This window comes from Sanguibacter sp. Z6_81, from assembly GCF_057180625.1.
Genome location: NZ_JBXUFV010000011.1, coordinates 1 through 2518, shown reverse-complemented (window position 1 = coordinate 2518; position 2518 = coordinate 1). Strand labels below are relative to the sequence as shown.

The 2518-nt window shown below is 71.8% G+C and carries 1 protein-coding gene; it reads right to left on the bottom strand.

What is annotated here, in order from left to right; all coding sequences use genetic code 11:
• Nucleotides 1–186: 186 nt before the first annotated feature.
• Nucleotides 187–2518 (bottom strand): FUSC family protein (locus AC2AXK_RS14535; protein ID WP_484346114.1); only part of this gene is annotated, 2332 nt, incomplete at its 5' end.

The window sequence follows — 2518 nt, the reverse complement described above, 5'->3', positions numbered from 1 at the left end:
TTCAACGCAGCGAGGAACACATCGAGCAACGTCGCGCCCAGGACGACGATTCCGAGAACCACCCAGATGGCTTCCACGTCCGAAGTTTATCGACGGGTGTCAAAAGATAAGAATGTTCGGTGGTTGCATTTTCATCTTTATGATTGCCAATTCAATGACATTCTTCTCGACGGTTCTGGGCCGGCCTCACCGGCCGGTCGGCATGGGTGCGAAGGCGTCCTCCTCCTCGCCCGTGAGGTCGCCGAGGAGGAGCAGGGCGCTCTGGTTGAGGAGCTCGAGGTGCCGGAGCAGGTACGTGGTGCCCGGAGCGTGCCGGGCATGGTCGAGGAGCTCCTCGGAGAGCTCGAGAGATCGGTGCACCGGGCGGTCGAGGTCTCCGTGCAGGGCGGCCGCCAGCGCGTCGAGGTTCTCCGAGGTGACGTCGGCGAGCCGGTCCCACTGCTCCGGTGGCAGGCCGGTCCTGCCGGGTGTCGCCCTGGCAGCAGCGCGCAGCAGGTGCCTGCCGGAGTAGGCCATCGACCAAGCGGCGGTGACCTTCCCCTCGACCCCGCCGAGGGCGTGCGCACCCGCCGTCCCGCGCAACGGCTTCGCCGTCGTCTCGAACGCACGGAAACTGCGGTCGACCGCCATCCCCTGCGCGTGCAGCTGCGACACCGGGACGACGTCTCCACCGAGGCTCCGTACCGCGGACGCGGTGGCGGCGGAGAGGTCGGTGGCCAGCGCGGCGAGGTCGTCGTCGAGCTTGTCGTGCACGTGCACGGGCAGGAAGAGGCGGGCGACCGCGAAGGCGACCACCGCGCCGATGACCGTCTCGACGATCCGGACCTCGAGGGACTCGGTGGAGAGCTTGCCCAGGAACTCGTAGAGCTGGGCGAAGAGGGCTGTCTGCCAGAACGCCATGAGGGACGGTGAGGCTCCCTGGAGGTACATCATCGCGAAGACGCACAGGGCGAGCAGCGGGAGGGTCACGGCGTGGTCGGAGCCCCAGGCGGCCGCGACGGCGAACCCGACGATCGCCCCCGCGACGGTGCCGACGATCCGCTGGGCAGCCTTGATGAACGTCTCGCCGTCGGTCCCACCGAGCACCTGGAAGGCGGGCATCGCCGCCCAGTACTGGTGCGTGGTCGACACGAACGACCCGAGGGTCAGGGCGAGCCCCGTGGACACCCCTGCCTGGAGCGCGCGGCGCGTGGTCGGTGCAAGGGTGGGCGCAGCGGGCCGGTGGGGCTCGTCACCGGTGGCGTGCCCCGCCGGTGCGGGCGTCCGGGCAGGGGCGGGCGTGACCTCCTCGCTCGGGTCCGCGAGGTCGGTCGGGCCGTCGGTCAGGGCGTCGATGGCCCGCAGGAGCTCGCGTACGGCGCGGTACAGGCGGCGCGCTGGCTCCGGCCACCGGGTCGTGTCCCGGGCGGTGAGGGACACCCGGGCGCCGTCGTCGTCGGCCGTCGTCCAGCCGGCTCCAGCGGGCGCGGGCCTGTGACGCAGGCGCTCCTGGACGAGCGTGATCTCGCCGGCGAGAAGCGCCCGGAGCGGGATGGGCATGCCCTCGCCCGTCGCACCCCTCGCGGCGCCCGCGAGCACGTCCGCCGCCAGCTCGACGTCGAACACGTGCAGGCGCAGCACCATCGTCTGGGCGGGCGTGAGCCCGAGTGTCGAGGTCGCGGCGGTGAGCTGGCCGCTGAGGAAGTCCCCGGCACGGTGGAGCTGGAGCATGTCGCGACGGACACGGCCCGCGAGGTCCGGGTCCCAGCGCGCCCACGAGACGACGTCGACGAGCGGGTCGAGCGCGAGCGCGAGACGGTGTTCGAACGCGGCCACACCGTCGCGGGTGAGCCGCACCGCGGTATCCGGCAGGACGACGAACCCCAGGAGGCATGCCCACGCGACCGCCACTGCGCCGCTGACGACGTGCACGAGCACGTCCCCGGTCTCCAGCCCTATGAGGAGCGCGAAGTAGTAGGCGATGAAGAGCAGCTGCCCGAGGGTCGACCATCGTGGCCCGTACCTGCGCACCCAGACCGCGACGACGGCGACGAGGACCACGGACGCGACCGACGCGGCCGAGGGGCCGCCCACGACGGACGTGAGGACGACGGCGACGACGACCGGGACGATGCAGAGGACGGCGGTGAGTCGACGTCCGGGGCCGTTCGATGCGCTGGTCGCGGCGCTCGTGCGCATCGCGATGACGCCTCCGAACACGGCGGCGTGGACGGCGTCCGCGCTCTGGCTGAAGAGCCGGAGCCCGACGACGAGGCTGGCGGCGGTGAGCACGGCGGCGAGCAGCGACCGGCCCGCGGAGAGCAGCCTGACGGCCCCGGGGTCGACGAGGGCGGCCCGGTCGCGGAAGAACTGGCGCGACCTGAGCACGAGGCCTCGCCAGCCCGGGGCGGAGTCCCGCGCGGGGCCCCCAGCCGGTATCGGGGCAGGGGTGGGGAGGGTATCGGGTGGGGTGGGTGTGGGGATGAGGATGGGTTGGTAGTCGAGGTCGTGGGCGACGGTGGTGGTGAGGGTGTGCATG